Source organism: Microbacterium sp. 18062, from assembly GCF_902706225.1.
Lineage (GTDB): Bacteria > Actinomycetota > Actinomycetes > Actinomycetales > Microbacteriaceae > Microbacterium.
On record NZ_CACSKB010000036.1, the window covers coordinates 30812 to 45497 of the forward strand.

Annotated in this window: 15 protein-coding genes and 1 pseudogene; 8 read left to right on the plus strand and 8 right to left on the minus strand. The window is 71.4% G+C overall.

Translation table 11 applies throughout. The features are described 5' to 3' along the window. Positions 1-6: 6 nt before the first annotated feature. Complete coding sequence (locus GVL03_RS13365; RefSeq protein WP_159501502.1) at positions 7-1533, minus strand: ABC transporter substrate-binding protein; 1527 nt, start codon at positions 1531-1533, stop codon at positions 7-9. A 208-nt stretch (positions 1534-1741) separates the two neighbouring features. On the opposite strand from GVL03_RS13365, the gene GVL03_RS13370 reads away from it, so the two are divergent. From GVL03_RS13370 to GVL03_RS13380, 3 genes are all read left to right on the plus strand, one after another. After that, on the plus strand, positions 1742-2521 hold the full coding sequence (locus tag GVL03_RS13370; protein WP_159501503.1) for an SDR family NAD(P)-dependent oxidoreductase: 780 nt from the start codon (positions 1742-1744) through the stop codon (positions 2519-2521). 161 nt (positions 2522-2682) lie between these two features. Continuing rightward, positions 2683-4095 carry an FAD-binding oxidoreductase gene (locus GVL03_RS13375; protein WP_159501504.1) on the plus strand — a complete coding sequence of 471 codons (1413 nt, stop codon included), beginning with the start codon at positions 2683-2685 and terminating at the stop codon, positions 4093-4095. Then, positions 4092-5012, plus strand: a complete 921-nt coding sequence (locus GVL03_RS13380; protein ID WP_159501505.1) for an NADP-dependent oxidoreductase — start codon at positions 4092-4094, stop codon at positions 5010-5012. The genes GVL03_RS13375 and GVL03_RS13380 overlap by 4 nt, the downstream gene beginning before the upstream one ends. On the opposite strand, the gene GVL03_RS22650 is transcribed toward GVL03_RS13380, so the two are convergent. Then, entirely contained in the window at positions 5002-5208 is a 207-nt protein-coding gene (locus GVL03_RS22650) for a hypothetical protein (RefSeq protein ID WP_306770341.1), read from the minus strand. The genes GVL03_RS13380 and GVL03_RS22650 overlap by 11 nt on opposite strands. On the opposite strand from GVL03_RS22650, the gene GVL03_RS22655 reads away from it, so the two are divergent. After that, positions 5117-5512: a hypothetical protein gene (locus tag GVL03_RS22655; protein ID WP_306770342.1), complete on the plus strand. Its 396-nt coding sequence runs from the start codon at positions 5117-5119 to the stop codon at positions 5510-5512. The genes GVL03_RS22650 and GVL03_RS22655 overlap by 92 nt on opposite strands. Before the next feature lie 163 nt (positions 5513-5675). On the opposite strand, the pseudogene GVL03_RS22660 reads toward GVL03_RS22655, so the two are convergent. The 4 genes and pseudogenes from GVL03_RS22660 to GVL03_RS13405 all read right to left on the minus strand — a co-directional run. Further along, positions 5676-5870: pseudogene (locus GVL03_RS22660) on the minus strand (TetR/AcrR family transcriptional regulator); the annotation flags it as partial. Positions 5871-5874: 4 nt separating this feature from the next. Then, complete coding sequence (locus GVL03_RS13395) at positions 5875-7041, minus strand: FAD-dependent oxidoreductase (protein WP_159501507.1); 1167 nt, start codon at positions 7039-7041, stop codon at positions 5875-5877. Further along, positions 7038-7250, minus strand: a complete 213-nt coding sequence (locus tag GVL03_RS13400; protein WP_235038163.1) for a ferredoxin — start codon at positions 7248-7250, stop codon at positions 7038-7040. Before GVL03_RS13400 ends, GVL03_RS13395 begins: the two co-directional genes overlap by 4 nt. Then, entirely contained in the window at positions 7247-8440 is a 1194-nt protein-coding gene (locus tag GVL03_RS13405) for a cytochrome P450 (RefSeq protein WP_159501508.1), read from the minus strand. The genes GVL03_RS13400 and GVL03_RS13405 overlap by 4 nt, the downstream gene beginning before the upstream one ends. Positions 8441-8677: 237 nt before the next feature. Here GVL03_RS13405 and GVL03_RS13410 point away from each other — a divergent pair, with 237 nt between their 5' ends. The 4 genes from GVL03_RS13410 to GVL03_RS13425 all read left to right on the plus strand — a co-directional run bounded on the left by GVL03_RS13410 (position 8678) and on the right by GVL03_RS13425 (position 13471). Continuing rightward, positions 8678-9823 carry a substrate-binding domain-containing protein gene (locus GVL03_RS13410; RefSeq protein WP_159501509.1) on the plus strand — a complete coding sequence of 382 codons (1146 nt, stop codon included), beginning with the start codon at positions 8678-8680 and terminating at the stop codon, positions 9821-9823. Further along, entirely contained in the window at positions 9820-11427 is a 1608-nt protein-coding gene (locus GVL03_RS13415; protein WP_159501510.1) for a sugar ABC transporter ATP-binding protein, read from the plus strand. Before GVL03_RS13410 ends, GVL03_RS13415 begins: the two co-directional genes overlap by 4 nt. Further along, a complete protein-coding gene (locus GVL03_RS13420; protein WP_159501511.1) occupies positions 11424-12443 on the plus strand; it encodes an ABC transporter permease in 1020 nt (339 codons plus the stop codon). Before GVL03_RS13415 ends, GVL03_RS13420 begins: the two co-directional genes overlap by 4 nt. A 77-nt stretch (positions 12444-12520) precedes the next feature. Further along, positions 12521-13471 carry a LysR family transcriptional regulator gene (locus GVL03_RS13425; protein WP_159501512.1) on the plus strand — a complete coding sequence of 317 codons (951 nt, stop codon included), beginning with the start codon at positions 12521-12523 and terminating at the stop codon, positions 13469-13471. A 1-nt stretch (position 13472) separates the two neighbouring features. Here GVL03_RS13425 and GVL03_RS13430 read toward each other — a convergent pair whose 3' ends face one another. Then, positions 13473-13901, minus strand: coding sequence for a nuclear transport factor 2 family protein (locus GVL03_RS13430; protein WP_159501513.1), 429 nt, complete (start codon positions 13899-13901; stop codon positions 13473-13475). A 235-nt stretch (positions 13902-14136) separates the two neighbouring features. Then, the coding region (locus tag GVL03_RS13435; protein WP_159501514.1) for a DoxX family protein at positions 14137-14686 on the minus strand (550 nt) is incomplete at its 5' end.

Here is a 14686-nt window from a genome sequence, read left to right on the forward strand (position 1 = left end):
GAGGACTCACTCCGCCGGCGCGAAGTCGTAGATCGACGGCACCTGGGTCTGCGGCTGCAGCGTGACCTCCACGGCGTCGGTGCTCAGATAGACCCCCTGTTCGCGGAAGAACGGCGCTGCCCACGCGTCCTCGACGATGTGCTCGTTGAGCTTCTGGTAGGCGGCGTTCTGGTCGTCCCCGGTCGTGGTGCGGACGGTGTCGATCAGCGACGCGACGGTGTCGTCCGTCGAGTGGAACGGGTTGAAGGCGGCCGTGGGGAGCACGTACTGCGACAGTGTTTGCCAGGCCGTCCCCTGGAAGTTGGAGTTGAGCGTGACGGCGTAGCCGCCCGACATCGTCTTGCCGATCATGTCGGGGATGGGCAGCGACTCGAGCGTGACCGTGATCCCGACGGCCTGCAGCTGCTCGGTGACCGTGGCGAACAGGGACTCGCCGAAGATGGCGCTGAAGTCGGGGAGCGTGATGTCGAACCCGTCGGCGTAGCCGGCCTCGGCGAGCAGCTCGCGGGCACGGGCGGGGTCGAACGGGTACTCGTCGTCGAGGTCGGCGACGAACGCCTCCGAGTCCTCGCCGAACAGCTGCGAGGTGACGACGCCCCGGCCGTCTCGGAGCGCCGTCAGCAGCGCGTCGCCGTCGATCGCGTGGTTGATCGCCCGGCGTACCCGCGCGTCGCCGAGCGCGGGGACCAGGGCGCCCTCGCGGTCGAAGATCACGAGCCCCGTGAAGTTCAGCAGCTGGGTCTGCACGGTGAGCCCCGCCGACTCCGCGGCGGCGATCTGCGGGATCTCGGCCATCGTGGCCTGCACCTGGCCGGACTGGATGGCGTTCATCCGGGCGGTCACGTCCTCGAGCGTCTTGATGACGATCGTGTCGTACGGGACGAGCTCCGGATCCCAGTAGTCCGGGTTGGCCGTGTACGTATAGGTGTCGCCGGTCGTGGTGCTCGCGGTGTCCAGGACGAAGGGCCCGGTTCCGACCGGTGCCGTCGACAGCGTGTCGGAGTCGAGGGCCTCGGGGCTCACGATGGATCCGGCCGTGCCGGCCAGCGCATCGAGGAGCCCCGGGTCGGGCTCGGTCAGATGGACCTCGACGGTGTCCGCGTCGACCGCCGTGACGGTGTCGACGCTGGCGAGGGAGGCGGACTGAGGGCCGTTGGCGTCGCGGGTGCGCACGAGGTTCGCGACGACCGCGTCGGCGTCGAAGTCGGTGCCGTCCGTGAAGGCCACCCCCGTCCGCAGCTCGAGCGAGAGCGTCGTGAGAGCGTCGTCGTACGTCCACTCGGTGGCGAGCATGGGCACGAGCTCGAGATCGGGTGTGCGGCGCAGCAGGGTGTCGTAGACGGGCTGGAGGTACTGGTCGAGGCTCCCGGTGGTGACCTGCGCCGGGTCGAAGGTCGCCAGGGTCGAGGGGTTGGCGATCGTCAGGGTGCCCGTCGTCGAGTCGCCCGACGGCGAACCCGAGCAGCCGCTCAGTGCGAGGGCTGCGGAGATGAGTGTGGCGGTCCCGGCCAGGGCGGGGGTGCGAGTGGACATCTTCGTCTTCTCTCTGTCTGCATGCCGTGTGGGTGGATCCCGGACCCGCGGGTCCCGACCGAGAAAAAGATAAAGGGAATTCTGATTCGCGTGTAGTGATCGCGGCGATACCAGGTATGAGCGACGGGTCGTGGGCCTTCCCGGCGGTCGCGCCGTACAGTCGGGGACGGTGCACAGGAGTGCCGCCGCACGCTCGAAGGAGAGATCCATGACCCGGACACCAGGACGTCTCGAGGGAAAGGTCGCGCTGATCACGGGCATCGGCGGCGGGATGGGCCGGGATGCGGCGCGCCGGTTCGCCGCCGAGGGCGCGAAGGTGGTCGGCTGCGACCTCGATGCCGAGACGCTCGAGGAGACGGTGCGCATCGTTCGCGAGGACAGGGGCGAGATCACCGGCTTCGCTCCCGTCGACGCGGGGGACGCGAACACCGTCGAGGCATGGATCGACGAGGCCTCCGCCGTGTACGGCGGCATCGACATCCTCTACAACAACGCCTCCATCCAGAGGTTCGGCGCCATCGACGAGATCAGTGTGGCGGACTGGGAGTTCGCGATCGACATGGAGCTGAACATCGTGTTCTACGCGGTGCGTGCCGTGTGGAAGCATCTGAAGGCCCGCGGGGGCGGCGTCATCCTGAACATCGGCTCCATCGCCGGCACGCGCGGCGTCGAGTTCATGCCGCAGAACGCGCACGGCGCCGCGAAGGCCGGTGTCATCAACCTGACCCAGCAGCTGGCGGTCGAGGGCGGCCCGCACGGCATCCGCGCCGTCAGCATCTCGCCCGGATTCATCCAGACCCCCGCGACGAGGTTCCTCGTGGACGACCCGCCCCCGGCGATGAAGGCGACCTGGGACCGCATCCCGCTCGGTCGCATCGGGCAGACCGACGACGTCGTGAACGCGGCGGTGTTCCTCACCTCCGACGAGGCGTCGTGGATCACCGGCATCAACCTCGTCGTCGACGGCGGCGGGTCGGTCCTCGGCTGAGCGGCGACCGCGGGAACGGGTGCGCCGAATGCCGTCGGCGCAGGACCGGGCTCGATAGGTGGTATCCCGAACGGCAGGTTCAACCCGCGGCGCCCGCTCCCTACTGTCGATAGCGGGCGCCGGAACGGACCGCGCCGCATGATCCGCTGAGGAGCTCGACGATGACCCTGGATGCCTCCGCCTTCGACGGCCGCCTGGTGCTGCCGACCGACGCCGACTGGGAGCAGGCGCGCGTCGGCCGCGTCTTCAACGGCCGCCGTCCGGGCCGCCAGCCCGACGCCGTGCTCGTCGCCGGCAGCATCGAGGACGTGCAGAGAGGCGTCCGGCTCGCGAAGGAGAACGGATGGACCGTCGCCGTCCGCTCCGGCGGCCACGCGTGGGCGGTCTGGAGCGTGCGGGAGGGCGGTCTGCTGATCGATCTCGGCGCGCTCACCGACGTCGGCTACGACGAGGAGACCGACGTCGTCTCGGCGGGGCCGGCGACGAAGGGCGGCGAGGTGCTCTCGCCGTACCTGGAGGCGCGGGGCCGTTTCTTCAACGGCGGACACTGCCCGACCGTGGGCATCGGCGGATTCCTGCTGCAGGGCGGCCAGGGGTGGAACCAGCGCGGCTGGGGCTGGGCGGCCGAGTCCGTCGTGGCCGTCGACGTCGTGACCGCCGACGGCGAGCTCGTCCACGCCGACGCGAACGAGAACAGCGACCTGTACTGGGCCGCGCGCGGCGCCGGTCCCGCCTTCCCGGGCATCGTGGTGCGCTTCCACCTCGCGACGCGCCCGATGTTCGGCGCGCTCGCGCACACCGTGCACGGGTACGAGCTCGAGGACTTCTCCGAGGTCATGACCTGGATGTACCGGGCGCACCGCCGCATCCCCGACAACGTCGAGATCGTCTGCGTCTCGGTGCCGGTTCCGGTGCCCGAAGGCGGCGAGCGCCGCCTGTTCCTGGTCACCGGTCTCGCGTTCGGCGATGACGAGGAGCATGCCCGCGCCTCGCTCGCGGAGTTCACCACGAGCCCCGTGATCGACCGGGCCGTGTTCGTGCAGGATGCCGTGCCTTCGACGCTCGCGCAGCAGCGGGAGGAGCAGCTGCGCAACAACCCCGAGCACTGGCAGTACATCTGCGACAACGCGTGGATCGACGGGGAGGACTCGGCCGAGGGCATCGCCGCGGTGGTCGAGGGCATCCGCCCGGTGTTCACGACGAACCCCACCGAGCACGGCTTCGCCATCTGGATGAGCAACGCGCCCCGTCGCGAGCTGCAGGACATGGCGTTCTCGCTGCACACCGACGCGTATGTCGCCGCCTACACCGTCTACGAGGATCCGGCCGACTATCCGCGCAACCGCGACTGGGTGAACGAGGTGTTCGCGCACGCGCAGCCGGTCACGGCGGGCCAGTACCTGGGCGACTCGGACATGACCAACCGTCAGCTGAGGTTCATGGCGCCGGAGAACTGGGCCAGGCTGCAGGAGATCATCGCCGCCCGCGACCCCGAGGGGCGCTTCCACCGCTACCTCGCCGCCGACCCCGAGCGCATCAACGTGAACCACTGGGAGCGGGAGGAGGCGCGATGACCGTCGCGGTGCTGTACGACGAGACCGGCGATCCCGGAGTGCTGCGTCTCGCGGAGGTCCCCGACCCCGTCGCGGGCGCCGGCGAGGTCGTGCTCCGAGTGAAGGCCGTGGGGATCAACCCGTTCGACGCGAAGGTGCGTGCCGGCGCCATCCTCCTCTCCGCGCCGTTCCCGCGCGGCATCGGCGGCGACGTCGCCGGGATCGTGGTCGCCGTCGGCGAAGGGGCCTCGTACGTCGACGGCGCCCCCGTCGGCGTGGGCGACGAGGTGCTCGGCTTCGGCTCGTCGACGCTGCGCGGGCTGGTCGCCGTGCCGGCCGCCCACCTCGCGCGCCGGCCCGCGGCCCTGCCGTGGGCGGTCGCGGGCGCGCTCGCAACTCCCGGGCTGACCGCCGAGGCCTCCTACCGGGTGCTCGAGCCGGCGGCAGGAGACACCGTGTTCGTCAGCGCGGCGGCCGGCTCCGTCGGCTTCCTCTACGGCCAGCTCGCGCTCGCCGCCGGAGCCCGCGTCATCGGCTCGGCGAGCTCCGCCAATCACGAGCGGCTCCGGGCCGCCGGTATCGAGCCCGTCGAGTACGGGCCGGGTCTCGCCGGTCGCCTGCGATCGCTCGCGCCCGAGGGCATCACCGCCGTGCAGGACGACGCGGGCGGTGAGACCGTCGAGGTCGCCCTCGAGCTCGGCGTTCCGCCGGAGCGCATCTGCGAGATCGTCGACCACGCCGCGACCGAGCGGCTGGGGCTCGCCAGTCCCGGCCGCTACGAGCGCCGTCCCGACATCCTGGAACGCCTCGCGCAGCAGGTGGCCGGCCGCATCCTGAGCCTTCCCGTGCAGCGGGAGTTCCCGCTGCACGAGGTGGCGGAGGCGTTCGCCCTGCTCGAGACCCGGCACCTGAGCGGCAAGGTCGTCGTCACCCCGTGAGCGGTGCGGACACCGCGTCGGCGGCGGGCAGGTTCTTGTGCGCCGGGCAGGTGGCGATCGTCACCGGCGGGGCCACCGGCATCGGACGCGCCGTCGCCGAGGCGCTGGCGGCGGCCGGAGCCCGCGTCGTGATCGCGGGGCTCGCCGCGAGCGAACCGGAGCGCGCGGCGGCGGAGATCGCGGCCGCCGGCGGCACCCTCGCCGCGGACGGAGGAGGATCGCTCAGCGGCTGCGCAGCATCAGGATGCACAGCCGGGACAGCCGCTCGCGGAGGGCGCCGGAGGGGGGAGCGTTCGCGGCGAACGCGCGACCGAACGCGGTGTCCCACGACAGGGTGTCGAACACGATCTGGAACGCTGCACGGATGGCGGACTCCGGGTCGTCGTGCGGGAAGTCCGTGGCGCGAGGCCGCAGCGCCTCGACGAATGCGCTCGCCAACCGCGCGGCGTGCGCCACGCCGAGGTCGCGCACGTGGACGTCGACCGCCGCGCGCAGGATGAACGCGCGTAGTTCTCCGTCGTGGTCGGCGAACTGGCGGCAGACGCCGTCGACGACGGTCTCGATCAGCTCGTCGGTGGACAGGTCGTCGCGCGAGGCGAGAGCGCCGATCTCGACGGTGCGCGCGTCGAGCTCTTCCATGACGTGCTCGTGGATGGCGAGGAACAGGCCGTCGATGCTGTCGACGCGCGAGTAGACCGACCCGATCGAGACGCCGGCCCGTTCGCACACCGCGGCCAGCGTGAAACCCTCGATGCCCTGTTCTGCGAGGATGGCCCGTCCCGCCTCGACCACCTTGCGGAAGGTCTCGCGAGCGCGCGCCTGCTGGGGAGGGCGGGCGACGGATCGAGCGGCGGTCACCCGCCTAGTCTTTCGTATCCACCGGCTCGTGTGCCGGGACCGGCTCCACCGTCAGCCTCTTCAGCCGGGGGATCGGCATCGTGCGGTTCACCGCCGCCGCAGCGCCCGGCCAGCGCCACAGCGCGCCGCCCTCGCCCTCGCCATCGATCAGGGGTGTGATCCCCGACGGGACGACGCCCGCGAGCCTGATCTCGACTCCGAATGCCTCTGTCCAGCAGTAGGGGACGTCGTCGGAGAGCGTCGGGCCGTCGACCTCGAGCATCGTGCGCGCCGCCCTCACCGCCTGCGCGATCGCTGCGGTCCACAGCGGAGACCGCGCGGAACCTGCGCCGAGGACGCGGGCGGTGACGTCCCCCGCCGCGTACACGTCCGGCACGAGGCCTCCGCCTCCGCCCGCGCGGACGCGGGAGAGCTCGTCGATCTCGATGGCGCCGCCCGCCCTGGCCGACCGCCACCGAGCCGGGAGTGCCGCGGTGTTCGACGCGCACCCGACCGCACCGATCATGACGTCTCCGCGCAGGATCGAGGCACCCACCGCCACCGCCGTCCCGCCGGCATCCGCGCGCACGATCGGGTCGGCGGCGACGACATGGCGCGCACCGGCGGCGCGGGCGCGCGAGATCAGCATGGCGGCGAGCTCGGTCCCGAGCGTCCGCGCCAACGGCGCCGGGCGAGTGACGACCGTCGTGTCGACCCCTGCGGCGACGCATCCGGCGGCCAGCTCCCACGCCAGGAAGCCGCTGCCGACGATCAGCGCCGTCCGCGCGGTCGTCAGCCGGTCCCGCAGCACCGTCACGTCGTCGATCGTGCGTACGGTGAGCGTCCCCGGACCCGGCACGCGCGCCGACGAGCCCGTGGCCACCAGCAGGGCGTCGTAGGGGAGGGCGGTTCCGTCGGAGGCGGTCACGAGGCGCTCGACGGGATCGACGGCGACCGCGGCCACGCCGCGCCGGAACCTCGCGGCCGCAGGATCGAAGGGGAGCGACGTCGACTCCGGTGGGGCGGCGCCGGTGAGCACGGCCTTCGACAGGGGCGGCCGCGCGTACGGCGTGCGCGACTCGGCGGCCAGCACGTCCAGGTCGCCGTCGAACCCCAGTGCGCGGGCCTGGGCGACGAACGTGTTGGCGGCGAGGCCGCCGCCGAGCACGATGACGCGGCGCGGCCGCGTCATCCCTCCTCCCGCATCACGCGCAACGCGGCGACCGGGCATGCCGCCGCGCCCGCCACGGCCGCCGCCTGCACGTCTCCCGGCAGCGGGACGCCGTCCAGGGGGAACTCGAGCTCCCCGGCCTCGTCGAGCCGGTACACCTGGGGCGCCATCTCCTCGCACACCCCGTGCCCCTCGCAGCGCGCGCGGTCCAGGGCGACCCGCACACTCACGCCGCCACCAGACGCAGCGGCACCGAGGCGAACGTGTTGGCGATGGAGTTCACCAGCCAGACCGGCTCTCCGACCAGCTCGACGGCGCGCACCTGGGCGAGCAGGGCGTGGATGATGGCGTGGATCTCCAGTTTCGCCAGTCCCTGCCCGGCGCAGCCGTGCACGCCGTACCCGAAGGCGACGTGGTCGACGGGATTGCGCTCGATGCGGAACTCGTCGGCATCCGCGCCCCACTTGAGGGGGTCGCGATTCGCGGACGCGACGATCGGCCAGACGCGCGATCCGGCGGGGACGGGCATCCCGCCGATCTCGGTCTCCCGCGAGGCGATCCTGGAGAACCCGCGCAGCGGGCTCTCCAGGCGCAGCGTCTCGTTCAGCGCCGCCGTCACCAGCCCCGGGGCCGCTCGGAGCAGCTCCCACTGCTCTGGGTGACGTGCGAGGAGCACGAGGAGGTGCCCGAGCGCGCTGGCGGTCGTCTCCAGCGACGGGCCCAGGTAGTCGAGCATGAGCACCGGGCACTTCTCCGGGCCGATGTCGCCGCGCTCGACGGCGGTGAGCAGGTTCGCCGCCAGGCTGTCCGGGAGCAGCTCGCCGCCCTGAGCGACATCGATGGCGTACTGCACCTGCAGGCCCGCGGTCTCGAACGCCGACTCGAGGCGGGGATGATCGGGGCCCAGGGTGTCCAGCGCCGCCGCGGCCCAGTCGAAGAGACGCTCCCGGCCGCGCGTGGGCAGGCCGATGAAGTCGGGCACGACGCTCATCGGCATGGCCTGGGCGATGTCGGCGACCGCGTCGATCTCCCCGCGGGCGACGGCCGCGGCGACGACCCGCTGCGCCGCCTCGGCGACGCCGTCCGCGCGACCGCGGACCGCCCGAGGGGTGAGCTCCGAGGCCACGATCGAGCGGAGGTGATCGTGCTCGGGGTTGTCGCTGTTGAGCGTGTTGCCCTTCGTGAGGTCGTTGACGATCCGATTGAAGCCGACGCCCTCCCCGCTGATGAAGGTCTCGGCGTCGCCGAGAACCGCGCGTACGTCGTCGTAGCGTGCGACGGCGAAGACGCCGGTGGCGGGCAGCCACACGGCGGAGCCGAGATCGCGCAGGGCCGCATAGTGGGGATGGGGATCGCTCACGACCTCGTCCGAGAACAAGTCGGCGGCGTAGTCGGGAGTTGCGGGCTTCGGTCCGGTCACGATGTTCTCCTTCGAACGGTGCAGGCCACGATGCCTGTTTGATAATGATAGCTATCATTCGTATATGCGAATGCGGATGCATCATCGCCGCATCCGATGCCAAGCATCAGCGCTCAGGCGTTCCCCATCCGATCGGTCGCTGGTGTGATGAGTGCACTGGCAGAGGAGCCAGCACCCGAAAGAGGCGATGGCGCCGTACTCCGGTCGTCGCGTCTCCCGACACAGCAGGAGTGTCCCTTGAGATCACGCAAGATCCTCGCGATCGCGACGTCAGCGGTCGCCCTCGCCCTCGCTCTCAGCGCATGTTCCAGCGGCGACGAGGGAACCGGCACCCCGTCCACCGACAGCGGCAGCCTCAGCGCCGAGGCGCAGGCGGCGCTGGACACCGCGTACGAGGGCATCGGCTCCGACCTGTCCGGCCTGGAGTCGACGACGCCCCCGGAGGGCCTGAGCTTCTACGTCATGTCGTGCGGCGAGTCCAACGCGACCTGCGCCGCCCCCGCCGCGGCCATGGCGGATGCGGCCGAGGCCGCCGGCTGGAACGCCACGATCGTCGACGGCAAGCTGAGCCCCGAGGGCTTCGCGACCGCGATCCGCCAGGCGGTGGCCGGCGGGGCGGACGTGCTCGTGCCCGTCGGCATCAGCTGCAGCGCCGCCGCCGCGGCCTTCACCGAGGCCAAGGAGGCCGGCGTCACGATCGTCGGTGGCGGCGGGCTCGACGACTGCGACCCGAAGGTCTGGGACTCGGAGCGGCTGTGGCTGGAGGACCCGCCCGTGCCGTCGCCGTTCCACGCGATGGGCAAGCTGCAGGCCGACTACACGTTCGGCAAGAACGACGGCGACGTGAAGGCCGTCGTCGTCAACCTGACCAGCAACCCGTGGGGGCAGCTGGTCACGGACGCCTACGGCGAGGAGCTGGCAGCGCTCGGCAGCGGCGAGGTCGTCCAGACGGTCGACGTGTCCGACCCGGAGAGCGCCGACGGCTCCTACGTCCAGAAGGTCATCAGCGCGCTGCTGGCCAACCCCGACGCCAACGCCCTCGTCATGCCGACCGACGCCTATCTCGTCAACGGCCTCGCCGCGGCGATCGACCAGGCGGGTCTCGCAGAGCAGCTCGTCGTCGTGGGCGGGTTCGGCTCGGAGGCCGCGCTCGACATGATCCGCCAGGGTCAGCCCGGCATCACCGCCACCGTGGGCCAGGCCCAGATCTGGGAGGCATGGGGATCGGTCGACACCGCGATCCGCGTGCTGGGCGGCCAGGAGCCCGCCTACATCGGCCAGTCCGTGCAGGTCGTCGACGCCGATCACAACCTGCCCGCCTCGGGTCCGTACGACGGCTCCATCGACTGGAAGTCGACGTTCCTCGAAGCGTGGGGCAAGTGACCGACACGAGGACCGACCCGGGGACGGCGGGGTCGGCCCCTGCCGCCCCCGGGTCGCGGGGTGCCGACCTGGCGCTGGACGTCCGGCGTCTCGACAAGGACTTCGCCGGCACGCGGGCGCTGAACAAGGCCTCGCTGCGCGTGCGCCGCGGCACCGTGCACGCCCTCCTCGGCGGCAACGGCTCGGGCAAGTCGACGACGATCAAGATCCTCGCGGGCGTGTATCCGGCCGACGCCGGCGAGCTGGAGATCTTCGGCCAGGCGTTCGACCTGCACGGTTACACACCGGCGACGGCGCAGCAGGCGGGACTCCGGTTCGTGCACCAGGACCTGGGCCTGTTCGAGGATCTGTCCATCGAGGAGAACTTCGCCCTCGACACCGGCTATCCGCGCAGCGGCCCGGGAATCGACTGGCGCGGCCTGCGGACGCGGGTCACGTCGCTGCTGAGGGAGTACGAGCTCGACGTCGACCCGCGTGCCGCGATCCGTACGCTGCGCCCCTCGGATCGCACGATGGTCGCGATCGCCCGGGCGCTCGCGGACCAGGACGCCGACCAGCGGCTGATCCTCGTGCTGGACGAGCCGACGGCGCGACTGGCCGCGCACGAGTCCGAGCTCCTGCTGGAGCGCGTACGCCGCCGGGCCGAGATCGGCCAGACCGTCCTCATCGTCAGCCACCGCCTGCGCGAGGTGCTCGCGGTCTCCGACGACTTCACGATCTATCGCGACGGGCGGGTCGCCGGCGAGCTCGTCGCGGAGTCGCCCACCGAGGACCGGCTCATCGAGATCATGGCCGGCCGCTTCGTGAAAGCGCTGCGTCCGACCGGCGACGCCGTCCATGCCGAGCGGCAGCCGGTCTTCTCCGTCTCCGATCTCCGCGGCGGCCCCGTGCGCGGCATCGACGTCACGGTGCACCGCGGGGAGATCCTCGGTCTCGCCGGCCTGGTCGGCTCGGGGCGCTCCAGCGTCCTGAAGATGATCTTCGGCGAACACGCCCCGGATGCGGGGACGATGCGGCTCGAGGGCCGCCCCTACGCGCCGCAGCACGTCGGCGAGGCGATGTCCGCCGGCGTCGCGCTGGTGCCGGAGGACCGTGTCCGCGAGGCCGCCTTCATGGACCAGAGCGTCGCCGAGAACCTCGCGTTCGCCACGCTCGCCGAGAACTGGACGCACGGGTTCATGCCTCGCAGGCGTGAACGCGGGACGGCGGAGACGCTGATCGCCGACTTCGGCGTCAAGGCCGCCGGACCCGATGCGCTGTTCTCGTCGATGTCCGGCGGCAATCAGCAGAAGGTCGTGATGGCGCGCTGGATGCAGCGCCTGCCGAAGCTCCTCCTCCTCGACGAGCCGACCCAGGGGGTCGACGTGATGAGCCGCGCCGACCTGTACGACAGCATCCGCCGCGCAGCCGCGGAGGGCTGCGCGGTCGTGGTCGCCTCGAGCGACCTCGCCGAGATACACGCGCTGTGCGACCGCACGCTCGTGCTCAGCCGCGGCAGGATCTCGGACGAGGTCGTCGCCGGCGAGCTCGACGTCGAGGGCCTCACGAGCCTGGTGCTGCGCGAGAAGACGATGACCGATGCCCCCACGGAGGCGACCCCATGACCCAGACCGCCACCACCCCGCCGTCGACGGCGACCGTCTCCATCCCGGTGAAGCACACGCCCGCTCCGCTGCGGCTGCTGGAGAACTACGCGCTGCCGTTGCTGACGATCCTCGTCTTCGCCTTCTTCGCGTTCTCGCCGCTCTCCTCTGCGTCCTTCCCGACGATCAACAACATCAACGTCATCCTCGGCAGCCAGGCGGTCGTCGCCCTCATCGCGATCGCGGCGCTCTTCCCGCTGGTCTGCGGCTACTTCGACTTCTCGCTGGGCGCCAACGCCATCATGACGCAGGTGATGACGGCCGGGCTCATGTCGGTCTACGGGCTGCCGCTGTGGTCGGCGATCCTGGTGTCGCTGGTCCTCGGGACGCTCGTCGGCGTGGCGAACGGCTTCTTCGTCACGAAGCTGCAGATGAGCCCGTTCGTCACGACGCTGGGCATGTCGATGCTCCTCGCGGGGCTGATGTCGTGGTTCACCGGCGGCCAGACGTTCGTCAGCGGCCTCGACCCCGCCCTGATGAAGTTCGGCTCGACGCGCCTGCTCGGCATCCCGCTCGTGTTCTACATCACCCTCGTCGTCGCGGGCGTCGCCTGGTACTTCTTCACGCACACCCCCTTCGGCCGCTCGCTGTACGCGATCGGCTCGAACGCCACCGCGGCCAAGCTCGTCGGGCTCCCCGTCACGAAGAACGTGTGGTGGAGCTTCGTGGTCGCCGGTTTCGTCGCCGGCGGTGCGGGCGTGCTCCAGCTCGCCCGTGTCGGCAGCGCATCGGCATCGGACGGCGGCACGCTGCTGTTCCCGGCGCTCGCCGCCGTCTTCCTGGGCGCCACGACCATCCGGCCGGGATTCTTCAACGTCTGGGGAACGGTCGTCGGCGCGATCTTCGTGTCGGTGTCGGTGAGCGGTCTCGCGCTCTCTGGTGCGAGCGGCTGGGCCTCGAACGTCTTCAACGGCTTCGCGCTGCTGGCCGCGGTCGGCCTGTCGACGTACCTCGGCCGCCGTAAACGGCGGGGTTAGCCGCCGGCCTCGCCCGCCGGCGCCGGACCGGTCCGTAGGATGGGTGCGCCCACCCGCCCGCGAATCGGAACAGTGCCGTGACCGACGTCCGCAAGCTCGACCTCAACCTGATCGTCGTCCTCGACGCCCTCTTGGCGGAGCGCAACCTGACGCGGGCCGGCGAGCGGATCGGGATGACCCAGCCGGCGGTCAGCGGTGCGCTCGCCCGGCTGCGGGAGCTGTTCCACGACCCGCTCTTCGCGCGCGAAGGCCGCGGCTTCGTGCTGACGCCGCGTGCGGAGTCGCTCATCCCGGTGGTCGCCGAGTGCATGATCGAGGTGCATCGCACGTTCGACGTGCTGCCCGACTTCGAGCCCGCGACGAGCACGCGCACGTTCCTGGTCGCCGCGAGCGACTACGTGCTGGCCGAGATCACGAGCCCGCTGCTGCGCCTGCTGGCCGTCGAGGCGCCCCGCACCCGCGTGGAGTTCAGCGCCCTCCCCGTGGATGCGGACCTCTCGCCGATCGATCTGCTGCGCTGCGACGTGTCGATCGCCGCGACCGGTCGCGGCGTGCCGGGAAAGCGTGCGTCGCTGTTCTCGGACCGGTTCGTCTGCGTCGCGGACGCCGCCAACCCGGCGCTGGCCGGCGGGCGCCTGTCTCTGCAGGCGCTGCGCGAGCAGCGCCACGTGCGCTCCGTGTTCGGCGTGCACGTCTCGACCCATGTCGACGACATGCTCGCCGCCGCCGATCTCGTCCCCTCCGTCGCGGTGACGGTCCAGGGCTTCCTCCCGGTCCCCTTCGCCGTCGCCGGCACGCCGTGGATCGGGTGGGTGCCCGAGCGCACCGCGGCGAGGTTCGCGGCATCGCTCGGACTCGTCGTCGCCGAGACGCCCATCGCCCCGAGCGTCCTGGTCGAAGCGGCGCACTGGCATCCGTCGAAGTCCGGCGACGCGGCGTTGCAGTGGCTGCTGGGACGGCTGCGCGACGCGGCCGAGCTCGTGGAGTTCGGCGGCGACGCGGAGGGCGCGGACGAGTCCGCCGGGTAGCTCAGTGCGGGATGCCGAGATCGCGGCTGTTGCCGTCGCGGTCGGTGTGCACGAAGGAGTTGTAGGCGACGAGGATGTCGCTGAAGCGGCCGGTCTCGTCGATCTCATACATGATCACGCCGTCGAACTCGAACGTCTCGGCCTTTCGGACGGGGCCGAACAGGGACTCTTCGGCATCGTGCTTGGCGGTGAAGACGGTGTTCATCTGGATCGCCGCGCGGTGGTCGTCGGAGACGAAGCGGGGGACGGCGAGGCGCTCGACGAAGTCGGGCCAGATCAGGTCGAGGTAGTGGCGCTTCATCCCGTCCACGCCGGTGAACTCCAGGGTGCCGTTCTTCATGTGCATGTCGGGGGCGAGGTAGTCGTCGAAGGCGGTGTCGTCCTCGGTGTTGAAGCGGCGGATGTACTCGCGGAAGCGCTCCTCCTGCATGGCGGATCCCTCTCTGTCGTCGGGTGGGTCCGGCTCGATACAACGCCGCACGAGGCTCCGTCAGAACGGGCGCCGGCCGATACCAGGTATCCGCCGGGCGCCGCGGCCGGGGGAACACGCAGCCCGGCCGGGGAACGCGCAGCGCGGCCGGGCGCGCACGGCGATGGGCCGCGCCTCCGGGGAGTGCGCGGCCCATCGGGTGCCGATCGCGGACGGGGGGCGGGATGCGCCGCCCTCAGACGAGCCAGCGGAAGCGCTGCACGATCGGCAGGCTCTTCCACCAGGCGCCGAGGCCCCAGGTGTCGCCGGCGTAGAGCACTGCGACCACGATGAGGGCGAGGGCGTAGATGATGTGGTAGTCCACGAGCGGGTTGGTCGATCCGGCGTTCGCGGCGAACGGCCACTCGGCCAGGTACATGAACAGCATTACGAGCGTGCCGGCGACGGCCGAGATGCGCAGCCCGACGCCGAGCATGACCGCGAGACCGATGCCCAGCATCCCCGCCATGAAGAGCCAGTCGACCAGGGGCGAGGCGATCGCCTGGAAGAGGGGCTGCAGCGGTCCGGTGACGGATTCGCTGTTGAGGAACCCCTGGGCGGGGGTGCCGCCGTTGATCCATGCGCGCTCCACCGGGGTGGAGAAGCCGAGGCCGAAGGTCTTGTCGAGGAACGCCCACAGGAACACGAAGCCGGTGGCGAGGCGCAGCACGGCCATCGAGCGGCGGCCGGCGGCGGTGGTGACGACCGCGCTCTCACGGGGGAGGGCGGTGGCGCGCGCCGGGCGG